Origin of the sequence: Sinorhizobium sp. 7-81 (genome assembly GCF_030124405.1) — a bacterium.
Taxonomy (GTDB): domain Bacteria; phylum Pseudomonadota; class Alphaproteobacteria; order Rhizobiales; family Rhizobiaceae; genus Sinorhizobium; species Sinorhizobium psoraleae.
In genome coordinates this window covers 504,030-528,313 of sequence record NZ_JASKLT010000001.1, presented here as the reverse complement: position 1 = coordinate 528,313, position 24,284 = coordinate 504,030, and the positions used below count along the sequence as shown (strand labels likewise).

Genomic DNA, 24,284 nt, shown 5'->3' with positions numbered 1-24,284 from the left:
TGCCCAAGAGGATCACGTCGTGTTTGAATCCTTCGACGCAACCATGCTTGCCCGCATGCAGTTTGCCTTTACCGTCTCGTTCCACATCATCTTTCCGGCCTTCTCTATCGGCCTGGCCAGCTACCTCGCCGTCCTCGAAGCCCTCTGGCTCTGGAAGAAGGATGAGGTCTACCTGGAGCTCTTCAACTTCTGGAAGACGATTTTTGCGGTCGCCTTCGGCATGGGCGTCGTTTCCGGGATCGTGATGTCCTATCAGTTCGGCACCAACTGGAGCGTGTTCTCCGACAAGGCCGGGCCGATCATCGGTCCGTTGATGGGCTATGAGGTGCTGACGGCTTTCTTCCTGGAAGCCGGCTTTCTCGGCGTGATGCTTTTCGGCCTGAACCGTGTGGGTCCAAGATTGCATTTTCTCGCAACCGCAATGGTCGCCATCGGCACGCTGATTTCGGCCACCTGGATCCTGTCCGCCAACTCCTGGATGCAGACCCCGGCAGGTTTTGCCGTGAACGAAGCCGGACAGTTCATTCCGGTCGACTGGTGGGCGATCATCTTCAATCCCTCATTCCCCTATCGTCTGGTCCACATGGTGCTTGCCGCCTATCTGACGACGGCGCTCGTCGTCGGCGCCTGCGGCGCCTGGCATCTCTTGCGAAAGACGGCGCCACGCCGCGCCCGCACCATGTTCTCGATGGCGATGTGGATGGCGGCCATCGTCGCCCCGATCCAGATCTTCGCCGGCGATCAGCACGGGCTGAATACACTTGAGCACCAGCCGGCGAAGGTGATGGCGATGGAGGGCCACTTCGAAAGCCATCCCGACGGTGCTCCGCTGGTGCTCTTCGGCATTCCCAATCCGGCCGAGAAGCGCATCGACTACGCGATCGAGGTGCCAAAACTGGGGAGCCTCATCCTGAAGCACCATCTCGATGCGCCGCTTGCCGGCCTCGACACGATCCCGGAGGAACTGCATCCGCCGGTCGCTGTGATCTTCTGGTCGTTCCGCGTCATGGTCGGCATCGGCCTGGCCATGCTCGGCATCGGCCTGTGGTCGCTCTGGTGTCGGTACCGCGGCACGCTCGACAGCGATCCCTGGCTCCACCGCGCCGCCGTGCTGATGGGCCCTGCCGGCTTCGTCGCGGTTCTGGCCGGATGGATAACCACGGAAGTCGGCCGCCAGCCTTACACGGTCTACGGCCACCTGTTGACGGCCGACTCGGTCGCGCCGATCGAAGCTCCCGCCGTTTCCGCCTCGCTTCTGGCATTCATCATCGTCTACTTCTTCGTTTTCGGCGCGGGGACCTTCTACATCCTGCGGCTGATGGCGCGGCTGCCGCGCGATACCATGCCGGAACTCGACGAGGGACCGATCCGGACAGCCGGTGTCGCGCCAGGCCCGGCAAGCCCCAAATCTCATGGAGCGCATCATGGACTTTGATCTGCCACTGATCTGGGCGGCCATCATTGCCTTCGCCGTCCTGGCCTATGTCGTTCTCGACGGCTTCGATCTCGGCGTTGGCATTCTTTTCCCGCTCTTCCCCGAAAAGCACGATCGCGACGTGATGATGAACTCGGTTGCCCCCGTCTGGGACGGCAACGAGACCTGGCTCGTGCTCGGCGGCGGTGGTCTGATGGCCGTCTTTCCGCTTGCCTATGCGACGGTCATGCCGGCGCTCTACGCCCCGATCATCGCAATGCTGATCGGCCTTATCTTCCGGGGCGTCGCGTTCGAATATCGCTGGCGCACGAAGCGCGCCGAATACCTGTGGAACTGGGCATTTGCCGGCGGCTCGATGCTGGCGGCCTTCGCGCAAGGAATCGCGCTTGGCGCGCTGGTCCAGGGGATACCGGTCGAAAACCGCGCCTATGCGGGCAGCTGGTGGGACTGGCTGACGCCCTTTTCCATCGTGACGGGCATTGCGATCGTCGTCGGCTACGCCTTGCTAGGAGCGACCTGGCTCGTCATGAAGACGCATAGCGATCTCGCCGACCGGGCACGCGCAATCGCGCTCAAATGCTGCTTTGCGACCATCGGGTCGATGGCTGTCGTCAGCCTCTGGACGCCGTTTCTCGAGCCGGTCTATCTGCAACGCTGGTTCGGCTGGCCGACGGCGATCTTCAGCGTGATCGTGCCCCTGCTCGTTCTCGGTTGCCTTTATCTGCTCATCAAGGGCATTCGCGACCGGCATGATGTGCAGCCGTTCATTGCGGCGCTCGGCCTTTTCGTCCTCGGCTACATCGGCATCGGCATCAGTTTCTATCCCTACATGGTGCCGCCGTCGCTTACCATCTGGGAAGCGGCGGCACCGGAGGAAAGCCTTGCCTTCCTGCTTGCCGGCGCGCTCGTCCTCGTACCGATCATTCTTGCCTACACCGGCTACGCCTATTGGGTTTTCCGCGGCAAGGTCGATCCGGAGGAGGGCTACCATTGATGAGCGCGGATGGCACGGGCCGGAAGCTCCTCTGGTTTGTCGCGCTCTGGCTCGCAGGGGTTGCCGCCGTCAGCATTGTCGGTCTCGCGATCAAGCTTGTGCTCGGCACGTAGAGCAATTCCGGGAAGAGTACTTAACGGTTTTCCGCCCGGAATTGCGTCATTTCAAAGGGTTAGATCATTACACTGTTTCGATGAAACAGTGTAATGCTCCAGGCACAACGTGACGATAAAGCCTCGCTCAAGTCTTAAGGGCTAACGTCCTCACACACATCGGCAGGCGATCGCCGACGGAGACAGGACCGCACCCTGCTCCCCGGCGATCGCCTGCCGAGGTGACCACTCCGGAAAGCTGCGGCCGAGGTCGCTGCGGCGGTTTTACCCCTTCTCAGCCACGCTCCCGTTTGCTAGCAGTTCGGCCCGACGAACCCCGGGGGCGCGTTCCGCCTCCCCGGAACTGGACAAGCGATCTGGACAAGCGATGCAGAAGACACCCGCAGAATGCACGACAATGTCGGATGTGCGTGCCGAAATCGATCGGCTCGACAACGCCCTGATGAGGTTGCTTGCGGAGCGCTGGGGCTACATTGATCGTGCGGCCGAAATAAAGCGCCCGCTGAAGCTGAAAGCGGATATCCCGGCGCGCGTGGCCGAAGTGCGGGAAAACGCGCGCAGGCAAGCAAGCGAACTCGGCCTCGATCCCGATTTCTACGAGGGCATCTGGGCCCAGCTGATCGATCATGCCATCGCTCACGAGCGCAAGCTGCTCGGAGAGGACGAGTAGGCCGAACACCAGCCCCGGTTTGCTCCTTAACTCGCCTTGTCGTAGCTGTTCTTGCGGCTGAGATAGCCCTCCCAGTCGAAGGCGCTCTGGACGATGTCTTCAAGGCTTGCATGGGTTGGTACCCAGTCGAGCTTCAGCCGTGCAAGCGAGGAGTCCGCGACGACCTGCGCGGCATCGCCGGGACGCCGTGGTGCATAGTCTATGCGGAAATCACGTCCCGAGATCCGCCGCACCGCATCGAGAACCTGCAGCACCGAGAAGCCTTTGCCGTAGCCGCAATTGGTCGTCAGCGGCTCACCGCCGGCCCTCAGATAGCGTAGCGCGTCCTTGTGTGCCGCAACCAGATCGGCAACGTGGATATAGTCCCGAATGCCGGTGCCGTCAGCGGTCGGATAGTCTTTCCCGTAAACGTCGACCTTGCGGCGTCTGCCGAGCGCGGCCTCGCATGCAACCTTGATGAGATGGGTGGCGCCAGCCGTCGATTGCCCGGCACGGCCGAGCGGATCGGCTCCGGCGACGTTGAAATAGCGCAGCACCACATAGCGGAGATCATGAGCGGCGGCAGCATCCTGCAGCATCATTTCAGACATCAGTTTGGAGCGACCATAGGGGCTCTCGGGACGCAACGTGGCCGTTTCCTTGACCGGATCGACGGTATCCTGTGTGCCATAGACCGCCGCCGTCGATGAAAAGACGAGGTGGCGAACACCGGCCTCAATCGTCGCGGCGATCAGCGTGCACGTGCTCGCCGTGTTGTTCTCGTAATAAGCAAGCGGATCGGCGACGGATTCCGGAACGACCGCCGATCCCGCAAAATGGATGACAGAGTCGATCTCGTTTTCGGCAAAGATCCTGGCAAGCAGCGTTTTGTTGGCGACGTCCCCGAAATAGAACTTTGCCTCCGGCGCAATCGCCCAACGGAAGCCCGTCGACAACCTGTCGAGCACGACGACAGATTCGCCGGCATCGAGCAGCGACCATACCATGTGGCTGCCGATATAACCCGCTCCACCCGTCACCAATATCGCCATCGCCCGATTTCCCATCCGCTCAAAGATGGACACAGGAAAGACGAGATGAGCTTTCTGAATTGGTAAACTCGGGGCGCGCCAGCGGCCATCGCCACGATATTCTCGTGGCTGTGGTTAAGCCCCAATCTGTAGCTTATCAAGAATTTTATGCATCTGTACCAAATGCATACCTCCGCCCGCCGCAGGATCGGCGTGACGAGTGTTCACGTTCGCTTTTGTCGCCTGAGATCCGCAAGATCTTCAATTTTACTAAAATGCACAGACACCTAATAACGGTTTCTGAAGCGGGCATGCATTAGCCTTTCGAAATACTGGCTTTTCCAGGGGGAAACCACGAATGAGACGTGCGAAGCTCCATGCCCAATTGAGAGGATTGGCCCGCGACAAGGATGGAAATTTTGCCATTCTTGGAGCAATCGCCATCGTCCCCATCATCGCCGCTGTCGGCGTGACGCTCGACTTCGTCGGCGCCTATCTGGAAGCCGAGAAAATTCAAGCCGCGCTGGATGCCGCCGCGCTCGGTTCCGTGCGAGCCTATGGCGAAGGCGCGGATGAGACCGAAGCCTCCGAAGCGGCAAAGAAGTTCTTCTGGAGCAACTACGCGATGCCGCAAGAAAGCGTCCTCGTCGAGGGAGGCAATCTCGCGGACACGCCGACACAGGGCGCTTTGTCCGTTGCGTTCACGCGGAACACCATTGAAGACGTCGCGGCAGCGGAATTCAGCTTCGACTATAAACCGATCTTCCTGGAACGACTGCCGTTGGCAATTCGACGCCAAAGCGTCGCAGCGCGGGCAGCCAACGCGGAAGCCTGCATTCTGGCATTGCATCAAACCGCCGACCGGGCCTTTGACGTCAGCGGCAGCGCAGCGGTCGATCTAACCGGATGCACGGTCATCTCCAATTCCAACGACGATCAATCGATCTACGTCGGCGGCAGCGGCAAGCTCAAGGCGGAATGTCTTTACGCCGCCGGCGCCATTTATGGCGCGGCACAATCGGTCGAACTTGCTTGCGACAAGGCGGTGGAAGGCGCTTCGCGCGTGCCCGACCCGTTCAAGAACAAGGTACTGCCAAAGGCAGCGGCATGGGTCGATCTCTCCGGCTGCGGGCAGGATTTCATCAGCGGCGGCGGCGGCAATGGTGATTGCAACGGCACCGGCAAGACGCCAAAGACGAACAACGAAGGCTACGTCGTCACGCTGAAGCCTGGAACCTACCAAAACCTGGACGTCAAGCGCGCCGTGAATCTCTTGCCCGGCAACTACATCATTGACGGCGGGCGTCTGGAATTCGGCGCCCAAGCCACCGTGACCGGCGAGCGCGTGACTTTCTTTCTCGTCAATGGCGCCGAGATCAGCATCAATGGCGGTGCCACGTTCAACATTTCGCCATCACTCGAAGGCGATTGGGCCGGGTTCTCGATCGTCGCCGAGCATGGAAATGTGGAGACCGCGATCATCAACGGAAACAGTCAGTCGTCCTTGACCGGCATCGTCTATCTCCCCGACGTCGCGGAACTGCAATATGCGGGCAATGGCGCAACGAGCGGCGAATGCATCCGGCTGATCGCCCAGGAAATCACCCTGACCGGCAACAGCACATTCAAGATGGATTGCACGACGGAACTTGCCGACAAGGGAATCTACTACCCGGGCGCAATCCGGCTCGTGCGCTAGGCGCTTTCTCTATCCGGCCGCCATCCCTTGGCCGCGGAGCGAAGCTCTACCGGCTCAATATGTGGCGGCGCAGGCGCTCCGCCGCCTCCGCCACCTGAGCCGGATCGCGCAGAAAGCAGGCGCGCATGAAAAGCGACCCGCCCTCGCCGAACGCGGTTCCGGGCGCCAGCCCGACACCGGTCCTGTCGACGATGTCGATCGCCGCTTGCCGTGAGTCGGTGACACCGTCGATCTTCAGGAAGGCATAGAGCGCGCCATTCGGCTTAAGGGTTTCGACGCGATTGGTCGCGATCAGTGCATCGCAAAGCAGATCTCGGCTGCGTGCCGCCTTGGCGATGTTCTCGTCGACAAAGGCGTCTCCCTGATCGAGGGCCGCGACCGCGCCGCGTTGCATGAATTGCGCGACGCCGGATGTCGAATACTGGATCAGGTTTTCCAACACCTGCCCCATCGCCGCCGGTGCAACGATCCAGCCGACGCGCCAACCGGTCATCGACCAGTTCTTGGAGAAGGAATTGACGAACAGAATCCGGTCGTCATCGTCCATGATGTCCAGGAACGATGGCGCCCGTCCGCCGGCATAGTAGTAAAGCGCATAGATCTCATCGGCGATGATCCAGAGACCGTGTTTGCGCGCCAGCGTCAGAATCGCTCTGAGATCATCCGGCGTCGCGGTCCAGCCCGTCGGATTGGAAGGCGTGTTGATGAACAGCGCCCGCGTCTTCTCGCCGACCGCGGCCTCGAGCCGATTCATGTCGAGCTGCCATTTGCCATGCTCGAAACGCAGCGGCACCGAAACCGGCCGCGCCCCGGAGATCTCGGCGGCAGCAGCGAAATTCGGCCAGGCGGGCGTCAGCAGCACCATCTCGTCGCCGGGCGACGTCACCGCCTCGATTGCAAGCTTGATCGCCTGCATCCCCGATCCCGTGACGTAAAAATTGTCCGGGGACAGCGTCTTCTGGAACCGGCGCTGATAGTAACGCGCCAGCGCTTCGCGAAGCGGCGGGATGCCGCGCTGCCAGGTGTAGAAGGTCTCGCCGGCCACGAGCGCCTCGGCGGCGGCCCGGCTGATGAAGTCCGGCGTCGCAAGGTCTCCCTCGCCCACCCAGAGCGGGATCACGCCTTCCCGCCCACGCGCGTAGTTCACAACCTCAACGATGCCGCTTTCGGGGGCCGAAAGAGAACGAGGGCTGAGGCTGTTCATGATCGTCACGGGCGGCTCCTGGGATCACGATGATCTTGGGTCCAATCGACCCAAAATCGTAAACAATGATCAATTCTAATAGGTTAGAGCGACATACGCGCGGAAAACCGTAGGTTTCCTCGTCCCGCTCCAGACTGCGCACGCTTCTAGACGCTTTTGCGCGGACGATCACGCGACATTATCTGACCGGTTTATTGATTTTTGTGATGTTTCGCGGCTCCTACAGCGCCGTGCAGTCTTTTCAGATGCACAAAGGACGCTGCAGCACTTTGATTTGCTGCATGCATGTTTCCTTAAATCGGCTACGATTTACGGAAACATGCAGGAGCGAAATCGGAAGCCGCAATGCCCTTCGAGGCAATCAGGCGCGCTGTTTCAACAGATCGCGAATCTCGGAAAGAAGCAGGATATCCTGCGGCGGCGGGGCGGCAGGCTCCGCTTCCTTTTTCGTTTCGATCGAAGCACGCATCCGGTTCACGGCCTTGATCATCAGGAAGATGATCCAGGCGAGGATCAGGAAATTGATGAACACGGTAATGAAGTTACCGTACGCAAAGACGGCGCCCTGCTCGCGAGCGGCTGCAAGGGAGGGTGCGGTGACGTTTGCGGAAAGCGGAATGAAATAATTGGAGAAGTCGAAACCGCCGCCAGTAATGGCGCCGACAATCGGCATCACGAGGTCGTTGACGACCGAGTCGACGATCTTACTGAAGGCGGCGCCAATGATCACACCGACCGCAAGATCCATTACGTTGCCGCGGGCGATAAACTCCTTGAATTCGTTCAGCATACGTCTCTCCGTAAAGTCCCCGTTCAAGACAGGCACCGCATCCGTCCCGCGCGGCAACCGTCGGTTCGGAATCTAGACCAAAGCTCGCGCTGTGGGAACTGTTCTTTGCGTTTGAGCAATTCGCATACAACCAGGCGTGTCTTGCAGGGCGTTTGTCCCGGCCAGCCCGAAAGGATTGTGCTTCTGCTCAAGAAAACGCTGGCTGCTCTCTTGGACTTAAGACGCATAGACGGGCAATTCTCAACCCGCTGGACTTGCCCTATGCTGCTTTCGGAGGAGTGAGGCATGCTTTCGGGTTCTGTCATTTTTGCCTCGGCCTTCGCCTATCTGCTGCTGCTGTTCGCAGTCGCAAGCTACGGCGACCGGCGAGCCAGGAGAAACAGCGCTGCCAGCAAGGGCAGACCGCTGGTCTATGCGCTCAGTCTCGCGATTTACTGCACTTCCTGGACCTATTTCGGCGGTGTGGGGCTGGCGGCCGAACGCGGGCTCGAGTTCACGGGCATCTATATCGGTCCGATCCTGATGTTCACGCTTGGCATGCCGCTGGTCCGCCGCATTATCCAGCTCGCCAAGACCGAGAAGCTGACATCCGTCGCCGATTTCATGGCGGCACGTTACGGCAAGAACCCGGCGGTGGCGGCAATCGTGGCGCTGATTTCGCTGGTCGGGGCCATTCCCTATATCGCCCTGCAGCTCAAGGCCGTTTCGAGTTCGGTCGCCGCGATGATCGACACGAGCGACTACGGCATTGGCGCCGGGCAGACCTTCATCGACCTGCCCCTGCTCGTGACGCTCTTCCTCGCCTGTTTCGCGATCGTCTTCGGCACGCGCCACACGGACGCGACCGAGCATCAGGACGGCCTGATCCTCGCGATCTCCATGGAATCGGTCGTGAAGCTCGTGGCGATGCTCACGATCGGCGTCTACGTCGTCTTCGTCCTGTTCGACGGGCCCGCAAACCTGTGGGCGCAAGCCCAGCAAAGTCCCGCGGTTCTCTCCGCCCTCGAATACCGCACGCCGCCGGCGCGATGGATCCTGCTGATCGTGCTCTCTGCCTTTGCGATCATCATGCTGCCGCGGCAATTCCATGTGACCGTGGTCGAAAACCGCACCGAAAGCGAGTTGCGCACTGCCGGGGTTCTCTTTCCGCTGTATCTCATCGCGATCAACCTCTTCGTGCTGCCTATCGCTATCGCTGGTATTCTGACTTTCTCGGGCTCCGGCGACGCAGACCTCTACTTGCTGAAGCTGCCGCTCGCCGGTGAAGTCCCCTTGCTGTCCCTGACGACGTTCATCGGCGGCTTTTCCGCCGCAACAGCCATGGTCATCGTCGCGTCGGTGGCGCTGTCGATCATGATTTCCAACGATATCGTGATGCCGATCTTTCTGCGGCGCAATCTCAGCCAGCGCGGCGGCATGCAGGAGAATGTCGCAGGCACGCTGCTCAATATCCGCCGCACCGCGATCTTCGTCGTCCTGCTGCTCGGCTATGGCTACTATCGCGCGGCCGATATCAGTGCGGGCCTTGCATCGCTGGGGTTGCTCTCCTTCGTCGCCGTATCGCAGATGGCCCCCGCGCTTCTCGGTGGCCTCGTCTGGCGTCAGGCCAATGCCCGCGGGGCAATCACCGGGATGGTCTGCGGCTTTCTCGTTTGGGCCTATCTCCTGTTCCTGCCGAGCCTAGGCGGCCCCGACAACTCCCATGTCGCGACGACGGTACTGAGTTTCCTTCTGCCGTTCACGGATCTCTTTTCGGGGCCGAACGCCGATCCTCTGGTCAATGCGACGGCATTGAGCCTTTTCGTCAACACGACGGCCTACGTGCTCGCGTCGCTGACCCGGACGCCGAAACCCCTGGAGCGCTTCCAGGCCGGCGTGTTCATCACCCGCCGTTCGCGCACGGAAGGAACGTTCCGCGGGCGCAAGACCAAGGTGACCGTACGCGACCTAAAGACCACGATCGCCCGCTATATGGGCGAAGAGCGGATGCAGCGCTCTTTCCATACCTACGAGCAGCAATCCGGCCGCTGGCTCGACGAAAATGCGTCCGCCGACATGGCGCTCGTTCATTTCTCGGAACAATTGCTCGGCAGCGCCATCGGTTCATCCTCGGCCCGTCTCGTGCTTTCGCTCGTGCTGCAGCGGATGGACGACGCCTCCTCTGACACCGCCTGGCTGCTCGACCAGGCGAGCGAGGCCCTGCAATACAATCAGGATATGTTGCAAACGGCACTCTCGCAGATGGATCAGGGCATCGCCGTCTTCGACAATGCCAACAACCTGATCATCTGGAACCGCCGCTTCAGACAATTGCTCGACCTACCCGAAGCCGCAGGCCAGGTCGGCTTTCCGCTCGCCGATATCGTCGAGATCCTTACGAGGCGTGGCGACATCCGCAAGGATCAGGAGAAGGCACTGGTCGCCAACTTCCTGACGCTCGACAAGCCCTTCCTGCTCGAACTCGCCAACGGCGAACGCATCATCGAAGTCAGAACCAATGCCATGCCGGACAAGGGCATCGTCACGACCTATACCGACATCACGCAGCGCGTGGCAGCCGATATGGCGCTGAAACAAGCCAACGAGACGCTGGAACTGCGCGTAACCGAACGGACGGGAGAACTGACACGGGTCAACCGCGAGCTCGCCGAAGCGAGGGCGGCAGCCGAGGAAGCCAATATCGGCAAGACCCGCTTCTTCGCCGCCGCCGGACATGACATCCTGCAGCCATTGAATGCGGCGCGACTTTATTCGTCGTCGCTCGTCGAGCGCCTCGGCGATTCCGACAACAGCACGCTCGTCCAGAACATCGATTCCTCACTGGAATCGGTGGAAGCCATTCTCGGCGCGGTGCTTGATATTTCCCGGCTCGACACCGGCGCGATGAAGCCGCGCCTGCAATCCGTGCCGCTCAACGAATTGCTCCGGCGTATCGAGACGGATTTCGCTCCGATGGCGCGGGCAAACGGTCTCGAACTCATCGTCATGCCGACATCACTCGTCGTGCGCAGCGATCCGAACCTGCTGCGGCGGGTGGTCCAGAATCTCGTGTCGAACGCCATCAAATACACCCTGAAGGGCAAGGTGCTCGTCGGGGTGCGCCGGCGCGGCCGGGCCGCCACGATCGAGGTGCTCGATTCCGGCATCGGTATTCCACCCTCGAAATTCCGCACGGTCTTCAAGGAGTTCGCACGCCTCGACGAGGGCGCGCGTACGGCGTCAGGGCTCGGGCTCGGGCTCTCGATCGTCGACCGCATCTCGCGCGTCCTCAACCATCCCGTCAACCTTCAGTCGAAGCACGGCAAGGGCACCGGCTTCAAGGTCACGGTGCCGCTCGAGGCAGGCGTCGGCGAACGCGCGAAACCCAAAGATGTTGCGACCGCGAAGACGAGTGACGCCCTGGCCGGCCTGAGCATCATCTGCATCGATAACGAGCCGAAGATTCTCGACGGAATGGCGCTGCTGCTTGGCGGCTGGGGCTGCACGGTCACCACGGTGGAATCGCTTTCCGGCTGTTCGGCTATGGGACCCGACAGTCAGGCGAAGAGGCCCGATGCGATCATCGCCGATTATCATCTCGGTGACGGCACCGGCATCGAAGCGATCGCCCGCATTCGCGCGCTTTGGGGGGACAGCATTCCGGCCTTGCTGGTGACGGCCGACCGTTCGCCGGAGGTGCGCGGGGCCGCCGAACGCGATGGCGTCGCTCTGCAAAACAAGCCCGTGCGGCCGGCGGCCATGCGCGCGTGGTTGACCCAGCTCTCGATTGCGGGAAAGGCGGCTGCGGAATAGTCAGGGGCACGGATCGCCGGCTCAGGCCGCTGCGACCGTGCCAATCTTGGAAAGCTGGATGACTGCCTGCGTACGGCTGTCGACGTTCAGCTTCAGCAAAATCGCTGAAACATGGGCCTTGATCGTCGCCTCCGAGACGCCGAGCTCGTAGGCAATCTGCTTGTTGAGCAGGCCCTCGGCAAGCATGCTGAGCACCCGCGACTGCTGCGGCGTCAGCGTCTGCAGGCGATGCAGGAGATCGGCCACTTCGGGCTCGTACTCCTGGTTCTGGTCGTAGCCCGCCGGCACGAAAACTTCGCCGGCGATCACTTTCGTGATGCCCTCGCGAATTTCGTCGATACCAGCAGACTTCGAGAGGAAACCGGCCGCACCAAGATCGATCGCACGATGAACAGTCGCGTGATCGTCGTGGGCCGAGACGATCATCACCGGGAGACTCGGAAACTCCGCCCGCAATGCAATGAGACCCGAAAGACCGCTGACCCCGGGCATGGTGAGGTCCAACAGCATCAGGTCGGCATCCGGATACTCGGCCGCGGCTTTGCGTGCGGCCGCGAAATCACCGGCTTCGACTATGCCCGGAGCATCGGCCATGCCGCTCAGCGCCTGGCGCATTGCACCACGAAAAAGCGGGTGGTCATCGGCGATGATGATGGTCATTTCCGGCATTGGATGCTCCCTCCCAAGAGCCTCAGCCCCGGACCCCGCGCATCCTCCAACGCGCCGGATCGCGTCTCAATGGCTCGTGCCGGTGCCCGTCAGGTCTTTTGCGGCACCTCGGTACCATCGCTGGAACCGCCTCCGCTCCCTTCGAGATCCTTCACGATCTCCATGAACTTGCGCATCATTCTTTCCATGATGCTCATCGTCCGGTCAATCTCTTCGTCGCTCGGAAGAGCCGGTTTCATCGCAGTTTCACCGCTTTTGACGGCCTTTTCCAGTGCTTCGACGCGCTTGGTCAAAAGATCGATCTCCCGCTCGAAGGCCGCCCGCTCATCGGCCGCCATCCGGCAGACGAGCTCGCCGTCCTTTTCCCGGCACAGCGTAACATCGCCCGTCTCAGTGTCGAGGCGCGCGATGCCGGTGTCCGATTTCTGCATGCTGTAGCGTCCCGGGGAAACCTCCTGCGTGTAGGCCGACGCGCCCCAGCCGAGCGTCAAGCCCATCGCCAGTGCCACAACTACCTTCCTCATGACAGCCACTCCATTGGATGCTGCGGAAATCCGCCTTCCGTGGTGGACAAGCGCCAATATTTGCGGCAAGGCCACGATTGGGTTTCACGACGGACAAGCGGGCACATGAACGCCATTATATACAAGATCGTTCCGGCACTTCTATGGCAGGAGGCGCGGCGGGCAGGACAGTTCACGGGGGCGCCCGTCGACCTCGCCGATGGCTTCATCCATTTCTCGACCGGGGACCAGGTCGCCGAAACGGCCGCGAGGCACTTCGAAGGTCAGTACGGCCTACTGCTCATCGCCGTCGACGGCGCCGCCCTTGGCGACAAGCTTGTCTACGAACCTTCGCGCGGCGGCGCGCTGTTTCCGCATCTCTACGGGCCGCTCCCGCTCGGTGCGGTGATCTGGGAGAAGCCCTTGCCATTGGGTGCCGACGGCCTCCACGTCTTTCCCGAGCTCGCACCATGATCCACGCACTGAAATTCCTCTCGCGCAGCGGCCTGTTTCTTCTCGATCCGGAAACCGCGCATGCTGTGTCTGTCAAGGCACTCAAGAGCGGGCTCGTGCCAAGTTGCGCGGCGCCGGCCGATCCGCGCCTCAGTCAAGAAATCGCCGGCCTCACCTTCCCGAACCCGATCGGCATGGCGGCCGGATACGACAAGAATGCCGAGGTGCCGGAGGCTCTCCTGAAGATTGGCTTCGGCTTCACCGAGATCGGCACGGTCACGCCGCGACCACAGCGCGGCAACGACAAGCCTCGCATGTTCCGGCTCGTCGAAGATAACGCGGTCATCAACCGGCTCGGGTTCAACAATGAAGGTCATGGTGCCGCGCTTGCGCGCCTTCAAGGCTGTTCGCGTCAGGCACTGATCGGCGTCAATATCGGCGCCAACAAGGATAGTGCAGATCGCATCGCCGACTATGTTACCGGGATCCGCACCTTTTACCCGGTCGCGCGCTACTTCACCGCCAACATCTCCTCGCCGAACACGCCCGGTCTTCGCGACCTCCAGGCGCGCGAAAGCCTGGCAGCACTGCTTTCGGCCGTGCTTGCGTCCCGCGACGAGGAAGCGAAGAAGAGCGCGAAACGGATCCCCGTGTTCCTGAAAATCGCGCCCGACCTCACCGAAGAAGGGATGGACGACATCGCGGCGGAGGTGCTGGCGCACGGTCTCGACGGCCTGATCGTTTCCAACACCACGCTGGCCCGCGACGGCCTGAAGGATCGGCGACAGGCTCAAGAAGCGGGCGGGCTTTCCGGCAAGCCGCTATTCGAGAAATCGACGGCAGTGCTCGCGCGGATGCGCAAGCGCGTCGGCCCTGCCTTGCCGATCATCGGCGTCGGCGGCGTGCACTCGGCGGAAACCGCAGCAGAGAAAATCCGCGCCGGCGCCGATCTCGTCCAACTCTATTCCTGCATGGTCTATGAGGGACCGGGGCTGCCGGGCCGGATCGTGCGAGGCCTATCCGAGCTCTGCGATCGCGAGGAGCTTGCATCGATCCGCGAAATCCGCGACAGCCGGCTGGACTACTGGGCCGCGCGAAACGCCTGAGCGGCCCGGCGCGGCACCAGGATCAACAGGAAAACGCCGCGCATCAGCAGGAAAAGGTTGAGTCCGGCCCAGAGCCCATGATTGCCGAAGACCGGGATCAGAACGGCAAGCGCGATTGCATAAGCGATGAAGGCCGCCAGCATCATGTTGCGCATGTCGCGCGACCAGGTGGCGCCGATAAAGACGCCATCCATCAGAAACGCGAGCGCGCCGGTCAGCGCCGTCAGCGCCGCCCACGGCATGTACTGGTAAGCCACGGCACGCACATCCGGCGCCGTCGTCAGAACGTCGACAAGGTCATCGCCGAAGAGCAGAAAGGCAAGCGTCGTCAGTGCGGCGAGCCCCAGCGACCAAAGCGCGGTCATCCGCAAGGCTCGATCGAAGGCCGGACGGTATCCGGCGCCAATCGATCGCCCGGTAAGCTGCTCGGCGGCATTGGCGAGGCCGTCGAGGTAGTATCCGGCGACCAGGAAGATCGTCATCAGCACGGCGTTGGCGGCAAGCGTCACGGGCCCGAACGACGTGCCGATCCGGGTCATCAGCGTGAAGGCGGCGAGCAATACGAAGGAGCGGATCATGATGTCGCGGTTCAGACCGAACATCGGCTTCAGCCGCTCGCGGGCGAAGATCGCAGCCCAGTCCGGTGCATCGCGCCGGTCAAATCGCCCATAGACGATCGCGAAGCCCGCGAGTGCGCCGATGACTTCGCCGGTCACGGTCGCCAACGCCACGCCCGCCACCCCCCAGCCGAGGATGAGACCGAGCACGATGGAAAGCACGATGTTGATGCCGTTGATAAGCGTCTGCAGCAGGAGACCGATGGAGCCCTCGCCGCGCCCGAGCACGAAGCCAAGGATTGCATAATTGGCGAGCGCCGCCGGCCCGGACAGGATTCGATAGAAGAAATAGGTGCGCGTGACGGCTTCGACCTCGGCGCCCGGCGCCATCAGCCACAGACCGGCGGAAAACAGCAAAGGCGAGAGCACGACGACGGCGACGCCGGAGAAAAGCGCGATTACCAGCGAACGCCAGAAGACCGCCTGTTGCTCCCGCCGGTCCCCTCGGCCATAGGCCTGGGCGACGAGGCCCGTGGTCGCAGCCCGGAGGAAGTTGAAGGTCGTGAAGATCAGATCGAACATCACGGCGCCGACCGCGAGCCCGGCGAGCAGGTCCGCCCGCCCGAGGCGGCCGACCACGGCGGTGTCGACAAGCCCAAGCAGCGGTGTCGTCAGAAACCCCAACGTCATCGGCAGGGCGATCGAGAAGATCAGCCGATTGGTAACGTGAAACGGACCGGCTTCGCCAGCATGCGCGTCGCGTTCGAGGGTTTCGGTCGCAGCCATCTCCAAATTCCTTATGGGCGGCTTCCGAACCGCCCACTACAGCGCCGCGCGTCTAATCAGACGCGCAAAGGACGCTGTAGCACTTTGAAGTGCTGCATGTTTTTATCCTTAATCGGCTACGATTTAAGGAAACATACAGTAGGGAATCAGGTCAGCCGGAAAGCACCATGGCCCAATAAGGGCGGTTTCCGGAAGCGGAATTCTGCGCCACGGCAACGCCGAGGCCACGGTAGCTGCCGAGCATGTTTTCGAGATGCTTCGGAGAATGATACCAGGCGTTATACGCACTCTCCGCATCGTCCTGACCCATCGCGATGTTTTCCGCGGCCGGAAGCGTGACGCCCTGCTGTTTCATCCGGTCGTAGAAACTGTCGCGCCAGCCGATGTTGTGCTGCATCTTGCCGACTCGCGCCATGCGCGCTGCCTGACTCAACGCGGCAACCGACGCAACGGGGTCGTGAACAAGCGACGTCATCCCGCGATCCTTCCGCAGCTTGTTGACGTAGCCAAGTGTCGCTGTCGTCTGGTCGCTTCCGCTACCTTCGCCGGTAGAGAGGAGGTTTGATGTCGTGCAACCGCCAAGCACGCCGAGTGAGAGGAAACCGCCAGCCCGCAACAGGGCGCGCCTGCGGATGAAGAACTGCTGATGCTGCATGCTTACCGTCGATAGCTCAAAACACGAAGGATGAGAAAGGCGGGAATGACGATTGCCGCCCCGAGCAACAGATAGTCGCCGACCCTTCCGAGGGCTGCGAATCCTGTGCGCCAAAGGTCGAGCAGGAAATTGCGGATGCCGAAAAAGATGTCGACCGGATACCAATCGAACACGGTCATGACGAAACCGACAAGAATCGACACGACGACGAGCTTGACCAGCACGCGCAGCGGCGTGTCACCCAGAAACTTGTTAATTCCGTCCGACATCGGCGAATATTCTCCTGTTTCCCTTCACATAAGCCGCCGTCATCGGGGCCGCAAGGCGCAAGAGAAAGCGAGCTGCGCCGTCTTTCAGATTCCGCTTGTATTTTGCCGTGTCCGGCGTCAGAAGCGTCCATCGCAACCACGCCGTCATGTCGATGACCCTCAACCAGCTCTCCTCCGGCGATCTGATCGCCGATCGCCGCGCCGACTACGCAAAAATGCTCGCCGAGGCCGGTGAGCCGCAAAGCGCGGCGGAACTGATGGCCCAGGCTCTCGAACGCGCGCCCGACTGGGCCGCAGGCTGGTTTCGGTTGGCGGACTATGAAGAAAAATCTGGCCGAAAAGAGGCGGCGATCGACGCGCTGCGCAACACGCTCCGCCTCAATCCCGATGACGTTTTCGGCGCCAGCCTCAAGCTCGCGCTTCTTGGAGCGACCGAGACGCCCGAACAGCCGCCGAGCGTTTACGTCGAACGCCTTTTCGACGACTATGCGGAACGCTTCGACAAGGCCCTCGTCGAAAAACTCGACTACAGCGTGCCCGAAAAGCTCGCAGCGTTGATCGACAGGGCGACCGACGGGCGCCATTTCCACTACGTCACCGATCTCGGCTGCGGCACCGGCCTCTTCGGCGAGCGCATCCGCCATCGCTGCAACTATCTCGAAGGCTTCGACCTCTCCGCCAACATGCTGGCCAAGGCGGAGGCAAAGGCCATCTACGATCGTCTGGCACAGGCGGACCTGTCGCTTGCGCCCGAAAACTCGGGAGCGTTCGGCGAATTGCCGACCGCAAGGGCAGATCTCGTCAGCGCGGCTGACGTGCTGATGTATCTCGGCAATCTCGAAAGCGTCTTCGTGATCGCGGACCGGCTGCTCGTACCCGGCGGCCTCTTTGCTTTTTCGGTCGAGGACGCGGCAACGAACGAGGGATACATGCTCCGGCCATCGCTCCGCTACGCGCATTCCGAAGCCTACATCGCCGATGCTTGCGCCGGACGCGGATTTTCGCTGATCGGATCGGAGTGCACGGTCATTCGCATGGATGCCGGAAGGCCGGTCGCGGGAGTTCTGTTTCTTGCGCGGAAGCCTGCATAGGACGCAATGCTGCCGCGCAAAAATAGGTCAGCATTGCTTACATATTTTTCTTGATTGTTTTGTGCGTTGCAGCAATGCTGATGACCTGCAGCGCCGCGCGTCAATCCTACGCGCTAAGGTCACTGTAGCACTTTGAAATGCTGCATGATTTTAGCCTGCAGTATCAATCGAGGTTTCGACATGGCACAGATCAGCAGCGTCTTCGGTCTCTGGAACACCACCCCTACCCGGCACACGCCTGTCGAGGACTTGCAAGGCATCTTTTCCGGCAGCCTCGTCGCCGCGCTCGGGCTCTATTTCCTCGCGAGTGCCGGGTTGCTGACCGGCAGCACCGCCGGCATCGCCTTCCTGCTGCACTATGCAACCGGGGTGAACTTCGGCCTTGCCTTCTTTCTTCTCAATCTGCCGTTCTTCTATCTCTCGCTGAAGCGGCTCGGCCCGGCTTTCACAATCAAGACCTTCATTGCAATCGCGCTCACCTCGTTTCTGACCGACATGCAGTCGCGCCTGTTTCAGATCGGCGGGATCGATCCCGCATGGGCTGCCCTTCTCGGCGGTCTGCTGCTCGGATATGGGCTGCTGGCGCTCTACCGCCACCGCGCCAGCCTTGGCGGCGTCGGCATATTGGGCATCTACCTGCAGGAGCGTTTCGGCGTTCGTGCCGGACTCGTGCAGCTTGCGATTGACATGGTCGTTCTCGCCGTCGCCTTTGCCGTGACAACGCCATCGGTCGTCGTCTGGTCGGTGCTCGGCGCGGTCGTCCTCAACCTGTTCGTGGCAATCAACCACCGCGCCGATCGTTACATCGCACTTTGATGATGCTTATGCGGCCTCCGCCGGCGCATCGACCGGAGGAAGTGCTCGGAAGCCGACGCAGAGCCGATTCCATACGTTGATGGTGCCGATCGCAACGGTGATTTTGGTCATTTCCTCTTCCGTGAAATGCGCCTTCAAAGCTTCATAGGCGTCGTCGGGCGCTCGGGTCGCGGCCACGTTCGTCAGCGCCTCGGTCCAGCCGAGCACAGCGCGCTCTCGCTCGTCGAAGTGCGGCGATTCGCGCCAGACGCAGACGAGATTGATCCATTGCTCGCCAAGACCGCTGTGACGGGCCTCCTTGGTATGCATGTCGACGCAGAAGGCGCAACCGTTGATCTGCGACGCACGCAGCTTGATCAGGTGGATCAGGCGAAGCTCTATCCCCGAACCTTTGACATAGCTGTCGAGCGCCGCGACGGCTTTGTAGGCGTCCGGCGCGGCTTTGGCGAAGTTGAAACGCGGCTGCATGCTCTTCTCCTTGGTTTGCGAGGCTGATCCGTCAGGCACTCACGCCTGACTTTCGCTCGTGCGTGGCAAGAAAACGGTTCGTCCGGGCCGCGATGGCGCCATCGCGGTCGATCGAATTTAGGTCCGCCATGATGTCGGCGATCGTCACCCGGCGCAGTTCGGCGCGATAGGCCTGCTCGGCCCTGAGCATCGCCACATTGATCGTGCAGGGCGCAGTCGGTTTGCACTGATAGGGATCAGGACCGCGCAACCGGATTTCGTTGCAGCGGAAGGCCGGATCCGGCCCCTCGACGGCAAGCACGATATCGAGCAGCGTTATCTTTTCCGGGGCGCGGGCAAGCCTGTAGCCGCCCTTCGGGCCCGGCACCGCCTCGAGCAGGCCCGCTCCCGACATCGCCTGGAGATGTTTCAGGAGATAGCTGGTCGATACGCCGTGAAATTCGGCGAGTGCCGCAGCCGAAAGCGTGCTGCCTGGCTGAAGACAGCTCAGCATCGTCACGCTGTGAATGGCCTGTTCGACGCCGTCTCCAAGTTTCATCGCGCTCTCCTATCATGGATATTTCTTATCCATGATTATCCCGGAGTCAAGTTGTTGCCGCCGATGCCACACTCAGGCTTCTCTTTTGCCGAACATGATCTACTTTTGTTCCCCGTGAACAGGATCGATTCCCCATTGCCGGATAGCGACGCTCTGACGTTGCCGACGCCGTTTCTCCGGTGGTTCGCCGAGAAGGGCTGGCGACCCCGCGCCCATCAGCTCGAACTGCTGTCGCGCGCAGAAGCGGGGGAAAGCACGCTTCTGATCGCGCCGACCGGCGCGGGCAAGACTCTTGCCGGATTTCTGCCGTCGCTCGTCGATATCACCCGGCGCGGCAAAATTCCGGCCGGCTCGCCCTTTGTCGGCATCCACACGCTCTACATATCGCCGCTGAAGGCACTTGCGGTCGATATCGAGCGCAACCTGATGAAGCCGGTGGCGGAGATGGGCCTGCCGGTCCGGATCGAGAACCGCACGGGCGACACGCCGCAGGCCAAGCGCCAGCGCCAGAGGTTCAATCCACCCGACATCCTGCTGACCACGCCCGAACAACTGGCCCTGCTCATCGCCAACGGGGAGGCGGAACGCTTCTTCAAGGACCTGCGCTACGTCGTGCTAGACGAGTTGCACTCGCTGGTCACCTCCAAGCGCGGACACCTGCTGTCGCTCGGTCTTGCGCGCCTGCGCCGACTCGCGCCCGACCTCCAGACGATCGGTCTTTCGGCGACGGTCGCCGAGCCGATGGAGTTGCAACGCTGGCTCGTGGCCCAGACCGAGGAACAAGAAAACCACGCGGGGCTGATCACCGTTTCCGGCGGTGCCAAGCCGGAAATTTCGATCCTGCGGACCGAGGAGCACGTGCCTTGGGCAGGGCATTCGGCCCGCTATGCGATCGCCGACGTCTATGCCGCGATCAAGGATCACGGCACGACGCTGCTCTTCGTCAACACTCGCAGCCAGGCGGAGATGCTGTTCCAGGAACTCTGGACGATCAACGACGACAACCTGCCGATCGCGCTCCATCACGGTTCACTCGATGTCGCGCAGCGCCGCAAGGTCGAGGCCGCCATGTCGGAAAACCGGCTGCGCGCCGTCGTCGCCACATCCACCCTCGATCTCGGCATCGACTGGGGCGATGTCGATCTTGTCGTCCATGTCGGCGCGCCGAAAGGGGCGAGCCGCCTTGCCCAACGCATCGGTCGCGCAAACCATCGCATGGACGAGCCGAGCCGCGCGATCCTCGTGCCCGCCAACCGCTTCGAAGTGATGGAATGCCAGGCAGCACTCGACGCGAACTACATCGGAGCGCAGGATACGCCGCCGGTCGGCCAGGGCGCACTCGACGTGCTCGCTCAGCATGTGCTCGGGATCGCTTGCGCCCAGCCCTTCGATGCCGTTGATCTTCATCGGGAGATCACCAGCGCCGCTCCCTATGGGCATCTCTCCTGGGAGACTTTCGAGCGCATCGTCGATTTCGTCGCCACGGGCGGCTATGCGCTTCGCACCTACGAGCGCTATGCCCGGATCCGCAAGACGAAGGACGGGCTCTGGCGGGTGTCGAACTCGATGGTGGCTCAGCAATACCGCCTCAACGTCGGCACCATCGTCGAATCGCCGATGCTGAACGTGCGCATGGTCAAGCGTAACGCGCGCGGCTCGCTCGGCCGCGGCGGCATGACGCTCGGCAAGGTGGAGGAATATTTCCTGGAAATGCTGTCGCCGGGCGACACCTTTGTCTTTTCCGGCAAGGTCGTGCGCTTCGAAGGCATCCGCGAGAACGAATGCCTCGTCTCCCAGGCCTTCTCTTTCGACCCCAAGGTGCCGACCTATGCCGGCGGCAAGTTTCCGCTTTCCACCTATCTCGCCGCGCAGGTGCGCAAGATGCTTGCCGATCCGGCGCGCCGCGCTTCATTGCCGGACCAGGTGCGCGACTGGCTGGCGCTGCAGAAAGACATCTCCATGCTGCCGCGCGAGGACGAGCTGCTGATCGAGACCTTCCCGCGCGGCAGTCGCCATTATATGGTGATCTACGCCTTCGAGGGGCGGCTTGCGCACCAGACGCTCGGCATGCTCTTGACCCGACGCCTGGACCGCGCCGGCCTGAAACCGCTCGGCTTCGTCGCCACCGACTACTCTCTCGCGGTCTGGGGGCTCGATGATCTGGGCAACGCTTTTCGTGCCCGCCGGCCATCACTGGCGCAACTCTTCGATGAGGACATGCTCGGCGACGACCTCGAAGCCTGGCTGAACGAGTCCTTCCTCCTGAAACGTACCTTCCGCAACTGCGCCGTCATCGCCGGGCTCATCGATCAGCGCCACCCGGGCAAGGAGAAGACCGGACGGCAGATTACCGTTTCCGCCGATCTCATTTACGACGTATTGCGAGCGCACGAGCCGGACCACATTCTGCTGGAGGCAACACGCAGCGACGCCGCGACTGGACTTTTGGACATCGGTCGGCTCGGATCTATGCTGAAGCGAATCAAGGGGCACATCACCCACCGCCGACTCGATCATATCTCGCCGCTTGCGGTCCCGGTCATGCTGGAGATCGGACGCGAAGCGGTCCAGGGAGAGGCGCACGACTTCCTGCTTTCGGAAGCCGCCGACGATTTGATCAACGAAGCGATGGGCGGCGAGCCCGATATTATGATCCGGTGAAGAGACACGGAAAGAATGCATCGCCTCGTTCATGCGATATCTCCCTCATCCGGGACGGCGCTCCTGCAGGCCCGCACGGCGATCAATGGCGTCGCCGGGATCTGCGATCCCTTGGGCGGGCTCTATTTGCCGGAAACCAGAACGCTCGTCGTTTCCGATCTTCATCTCGAGAAAGGTTCCGCCTTCGCGCGACGCGGCATGATGCTGCCGCCCTACGACACGCTTGCGACGCTGCGCGTGCTCGAAGCGGTCATCGTTCGCCACAATCCGAATACCGTGATCAGCCTGGGAGACAATTTCCACGACCGTGTCGGATCGGGAGCAATGCCCGAGACGTTCCGCCACATGGTCGCGACCATGGCACGCGGACGCGAGTGGATCTGGATCAACGGCAATCACGACCCTGACGGCACCTCGGGGCTGCCGGGAGCCTCCATGGACGAGCTTCGCCACGCCGGTCTCACCTTCCGCCACGAACCATCGAAAGGCGACGGCATCGGCGAAATCGCCGGACACCTGCATCCGGCGGCCACGGTTAGGCGTCGGGAAAAATCGGTCCGGCGCGCGTGTTTCGCGACGGATGGAAAGCGCCTCGTGATGCCGGCCTTCGGCGTTACGACCGGCGGGCTCGATCTGCGCCACCGGGCGATGAGCGGCCTGTTCGATCGCGGCAAGCTGGTTGCTCATATGCTTGGGCGCGATCGCATCTACTCGGTTCGTTACGACAATCTCATCGGCTGAGGCGGCTCAACGGCCCGCACCTACAGCGCCGCGCGTCTTGCCAGACGCGCAAAGCACGCTGCAGCACTTTGAATTGGTGCATGTATTTATCCTTAAATCGGCTGCGATTTAGGGAAACATGCAGTAGTCGTCGGCAGGCGGGTCAGGCCGCTTCCGGGGCGTAGCGCAGAATGACGCTGCCGTTGGATAGCGGACGTGCTTCCAGCAGACTGAACGGCCTCGCCTCCTTGGCCTTCTTGAAGAACGGTGTGCCGTCGCCGAGCTGCACGGGAACGAGGCAAAGCATGATCTCGTCGACGACGTTCGCCGGTAGCAGCGATGCGACGAGGTCGGCGCTCCCGAAGATGTAGAGGTTCTTCTCGCTCTCGCCCTTCAGTCGCCGCAATTCGGCGGCGGCGTCCCGAACGACGCGGCTGTTGTTCCAATCCGCCTTTTCCATAGTGCGCGAGGCAACGATTTTCGGAAGAGCATTCATATAGGTCTTCACCCGCCCCTCTCCTTCCGCCGTCGGCCAGTAGGCCGCCATGCCCTCGTAGGTGACCCTACCGAAGACAAGCGCCTGCGCCTTGGCTCCGAATTCCAGGCTGAGCGCTTCAAGTTCCGGCCCCCAGGCGCGGTTATGAAAGTCGAGGTCCCATTTCCTGGTGCCTTCGAAGTACCCGTCGAGCGTGACCAAATTCCAGACGATGACCTTGCCCATGACTCCATCCTCCATAAAACTGCTTGCATAAGTGAAGCAGTTTCATCATAGCGAACCACTTTCAAATTGCAACCAGTACATTCGAGACGTGCGCAGGACCGCCTCCCCGAAGAAGGGAGGCGTCCGCCAGGGCGAAACAAGCGGCGCCGGAAGCGACCTCAGAAAGCGTTGAAGGTCAGGGTCGTCAACGAGCGCGAAATACCCGACACCGAAGCGATATTGTCGTTGATGAACTTGCCGATATCCTCGCCCTCCTGAATGTAGATCTTCAGAAGCAAATCGTAGTCGCCGCTCGTCGAATACATCTCCGAGACGATCTCCTTCCGGTAGATCTCGTCGGCCACCTCGTAGGTCTTGCCGGGAGCGCATTGCAGCTGGACAAAAATCGGTTTCATGGAACTTCCTCTGCTTCCCGGAGCACTGCGCCATCGTCAAGGCGCGCTCCGACGTAAAATACCTTTCCCTCCTTAGACCGCCACCACGCAAAAGGGAATGTGAGAAGGCCTGCTGCATGTTTCCTTCAATCGTAGCCGATTTAAGGATAAAAACATGCGGCAATTCAAA

General features: G+C 61.6%; 23 protein-coding genes. 11 read left to right on the top strand and 12 right to left on the bottom strand.

All coding sequences use genetic code 11. From position 1 onward, the window contains the following. Positions 1-19: 19 nt before the first annotated feature. From QN224_RS02540 to QN224_RS02530, 3 genes are all read left to right on the top strand, one after another. The gene (locus QN224_RS02540; RefSeq protein ID WP_283975424.1) at positions 20-1,435 is read left to right on the top strand and encodes a cytochrome ubiquinol oxidase subunit I; all 1,416 of its coding nucleotides are present in this window, start codon (positions 20-22) and stop codon (positions 1,433-1,435) included. Next, positions 1,425-2,429 carry a cytochrome d ubiquinol oxidase subunit II gene (gene cydB, locus QN224_RS02535; RefSeq protein WP_283975423.1) on the top strand — a complete coding sequence of 335 codons (1,005 nt, stop codon included), beginning with the start codon at positions 1,425-1,427 and terminating at the stop codon, positions 2,427-2,429. The genes QN224_RS02540 and cydB overlap by 11 nt, the downstream gene beginning before the upstream one ends. Before the next feature lie 480 nt (positions 2,430-2,909). Then, positions 2,910-3,212 carry a chorismate mutase family protein gene (locus QN224_RS02530; protein ID WP_173510971.1) on the top strand — a complete coding sequence of 101 codons (303 nt, stop codon included), beginning with the start codon at positions 2,910-2,912 and terminating at the stop codon, positions 3,210-3,212. 26 nt (positions 3,213-3,238) lie between these two features. On the opposite strand, the gene galE is transcribed toward QN224_RS02530, so the two are convergent. Continuing rightward, complete coding sequence (galE, locus tag QN224_RS02525; protein ID WP_283975422.1) at positions 3,239-4,243, bottom strand: UDP-glucose 4-epimerase GalE; 1,005 nt, start codon at positions 4,241-4,243, stop codon at positions 3,239-3,241. Between the two features lie 337 nt (positions 4,244-4,580). Here galE and QN224_RS02520 point away from each other — a divergent pair, with 337 nt between their 5' ends. Beyond that, the gene (locus QN224_RS02520; protein WP_283975421.1) at positions 4,581-5,921 is read left to right on the top strand and encodes a pilus assembly protein TadG-related protein; all 1,341 of its coding nucleotides are present in this window, start codon (positions 4,581-4,583) and stop codon (positions 5,919-5,921) included. Between the two features lie 46 nt (positions 5,922-5,967). Here the strand turns inward: QN224_RS02520 and QN224_RS02515 are convergent, their stop codons facing one another. Then, the gene (locus QN224_RS02515; RefSeq protein WP_283975420.1) at positions 5,968-7,134 is read right to left on the bottom strand and encodes a pyridoxal phosphate-dependent aminotransferase; all 1,167 of its coding nucleotides are present in this window, start codon (positions 7,132-7,134) and stop codon (positions 5,968-5,970) included. 352 nt (positions 7,135-7,486) lie between these two features. Continuing rightward, on the bottom strand, positions 7,487-7,915 hold the full coding sequence (gene mscL, locus QN224_RS02510) for a large conductance mechanosensitive channel protein MscL (protein ID WP_173510975.1): 429 nt from the start codon (positions 7,913-7,915) through the stop codon (positions 7,487-7,489). Positions 7,916-8,200: 285 nt separating this feature from the next. Here mscL and QN224_RS02505 point away from each other — a divergent pair, with 285 nt between their 5' ends. Continuing rightward, positions 8,201-11,707 carry a PAS domain-containing hybrid sensor histidine kinase/response regulator gene (locus QN224_RS02505; RefSeq protein ID WP_283975419.1) on the top strand — a complete coding sequence of 1,169 codons (3,507 nt, stop codon included), beginning with the start codon at positions 8,201-8,203 and terminating at the stop codon, positions 11,705-11,707. A 21-nt stretch (positions 11,708-11,728) separates the two neighbouring features. Here QN224_RS02505 and QN224_RS02500 read toward each other — a convergent pair whose 3' ends face one another. Then, a complete protein-coding gene (locus QN224_RS02500) occupies positions 11,729-12,376 on the bottom strand; it encodes a response regulator transcription factor (protein WP_173510977.1) in 648 nt (215 codons plus the stop codon). An 89-nt stretch (positions 12,377-12,465) separates the two neighbouring features. Continuing rightward, positions 12,466-12,900 (bottom strand): hypothetical protein, encoded by a 435-nt coding sequence (locus QN224_RS02495; RefSeq protein WP_283975418.1) that lies wholly within the window; start codon positions 12,898-12,900, stop codon positions 12,466-12,468. A 105-nt stretch (positions 12,901-13,005) separates the two neighbouring features. Here QN224_RS02495 and QN224_RS02490 point away from each other — a divergent pair, with 105 nt between their 5' ends. Then, positions 13,006-13,353, top strand: coding sequence for a DUF952 domain-containing protein (locus tag QN224_RS02490; protein WP_283975417.1), 348 nt, complete (start codon positions 13,006-13,008; stop codon positions 13,351-13,353). Next, positions 13,350-14,438: a quinone-dependent dihydroorotate dehydrogenase gene (locus QN224_RS02485; protein ID WP_283975416.1), complete on the top strand. Its 1,089-nt coding sequence runs from the start codon at positions 13,350-13,352 to the stop codon at positions 14,436-14,438. The genes QN224_RS02490 and QN224_RS02485 overlap by 4 nt, the downstream gene beginning before the upstream one ends. Here the strand turns inward: QN224_RS02485 and QN224_RS02480 are convergent. The 3 genes from QN224_RS02480 to QN224_RS02470 form a co-directional block, all read right to left on the bottom strand. Further along, entirely contained in the window at positions 14,414-15,781 is a 1,368-nt protein-coding gene (locus QN224_RS02480; protein ID WP_283975415.1) for an MATE family efflux transporter, read from the bottom strand. The genes QN224_RS02485 and QN224_RS02480 overlap by 25 nt on opposite strands. A gap of 151 nt (positions 15,782-15,932) precedes the next feature. Next, positions 15,933-16,436 carry a CAP domain-containing protein gene (locus QN224_RS02475; protein WP_283975414.1) on the bottom strand — a complete coding sequence of 168 codons (504 nt, stop codon included), beginning with the start codon at positions 16,434-16,436 and terminating at the stop codon, positions 15,933-15,935. A gap of 2 nt (positions 16,437-16,438) precedes the next feature. Then, positions 16,439-16,705 carry a DUF6460 domain-containing protein gene (locus tag QN224_RS02470; protein WP_173510983.1) on the bottom strand — a complete coding sequence of 89 codons (267 nt, stop codon included), beginning with the start codon at positions 16,703-16,705 and terminating at the stop codon, positions 16,439-16,441. A 152-nt stretch (positions 16,706-16,857) separates the two neighbouring features. Here QN224_RS02470 and QN224_RS02465 point away from each other — a divergent pair, with 152 nt between their 5' ends. Both QN224_RS02465 and QN224_RS02460 read left to right on the top strand, forming a co-directional pair. Further along, positions 16,858-17,796, top strand: coding sequence for a class I SAM-dependent methyltransferase (locus tag QN224_RS02465; protein WP_283976082.1), 939 nt, complete (start codon positions 16,858-16,860; stop codon positions 17,794-17,796). A gap of 180 nt (positions 17,797-17,976) precedes the next feature. Next, complete coding sequence (locus QN224_RS02460) at positions 17,977-18,612, top strand: YitT family protein (RefSeq protein ID WP_283975413.1); 636 nt, start codon at positions 17,977-17,979, stop codon at positions 18,610-18,612. Positions 18,613-18,618: 6 nt separating this feature from the next. Here the strand turns inward: QN224_RS02460 and QN224_RS02455 are convergent, their stop codons facing one another. Beyond that, entirely contained in the window at positions 18,619-19,080 is a 462-nt protein-coding gene (locus QN224_RS02455) for a carboxymuconolactone decarboxylase family protein (RefSeq protein WP_283975412.1), read from the bottom strand. Between the two features lie 31 nt (positions 19,081-19,111). After that, positions 19,112-19,618, bottom strand: a complete 507-nt coding sequence (locus QN224_RS02450; protein WP_283975411.1) for an Rrf2 family transcriptional regulator — start codon at positions 19,616-19,618, stop codon at positions 19,112-19,114. A gap of 105 nt (positions 19,619-19,723) precedes the next feature. Between QN224_RS02450 and QN224_RS02445 the strand changes: the two genes are divergently transcribed. Both QN224_RS02445 and pdeM read left to right on the top strand, forming a co-directional pair. Beyond that, a complete protein-coding gene (locus tag QN224_RS02445) occupies positions 19,724-22,279 on the top strand; it encodes a ligase-associated DNA damage response DEXH box helicase (protein ID WP_283975410.1) in 2,556 nt (851 codons plus the stop codon). 15 nt (positions 22,280-22,294) lie between these two features. Continuing rightward, entirely contained in the window at positions 22,295-23,020 is a 726-nt protein-coding gene (gene pdeM, locus QN224_RS02440) for a ligase-associated DNA damage response endonuclease PdeM (protein ID WP_283975409.1), read from the top strand. A gap of 142 nt (positions 23,021-23,162) precedes the next feature. Here the strand turns inward: pdeM and QN224_RS02435 are convergent, their stop codons facing one another. Continuing rightward, positions 23,163-23,720, bottom strand: coding sequence for a dihydrofolate reductase family protein (locus QN224_RS02435; RefSeq protein WP_283975408.1), 558 nt, complete (start codon positions 23,718-23,720; stop codon positions 23,163-23,165). Positions 23,721-23,878: 158 nt separating this feature from the next. Beyond that, on the bottom strand, positions 23,879-24,115 hold the full coding sequence (locus QN224_RS02430) for an Lrp/AsnC ligand binding domain-containing protein (protein WP_173510990.1): 237 nt from the start codon (positions 24,113-24,115) through the stop codon (positions 23,879-23,881). Positions 24,116-24,284: the final 169 nt, after the last annotated feature.